The sequence below is a fragment of the Ochrobactrum sp. SFR4 genome, assembly GCF_019730395.1.
Classification (GTDB): Bacteria; Pseudomonadota; Alphaproteobacteria; order Rhizobiales; family Rhizobiaceae; genus Pseudochrobactrum.
The window spans coordinates 1-263 of sequence record NZ_JAAPBB010000903.1 but is presented as its reverse complement, the minus strand read 5'-3'; the positions used below and the strand labels follow the sequence as shown (position 1 = coordinate 263).

General features: G+C 52.5%; 1 protein-coding gene. It reads right to left on the bottom strand.

What is annotated here, in order from left to right; all coding sequences use genetic code 11:
* The coding region (locus HBA93_RS21710; protein ID WP_286202130.1) for an AMP-binding protein at positions 1–263 on the bottom strand (263 nt) is incomplete at both ends.

Here is a 263-nt window from a genome sequence, read left to right as displayed (position 1 = left end):
GGTTGACGGGTTTACCAATGTGAAAACCGCACCAGCCTTGAGAATAGCAAAAACCGAAACCGCCGCCTGCCAGCAATTATCCATGAAGATAACAACACGGTCGCCGCGCTGCACATTCTGTGCCAGCAGATATTGCGCCAGTGCTTCGGTCTTTGCATCAAACTCCGCATAAGTCAGGCGCACTTGTCCTGTGACCAGCGCGGTTTTCTCACCGGTCTTTTGTGCATGCGCCCTCAGGTAGTTCTCAATACGCATCGTGAATG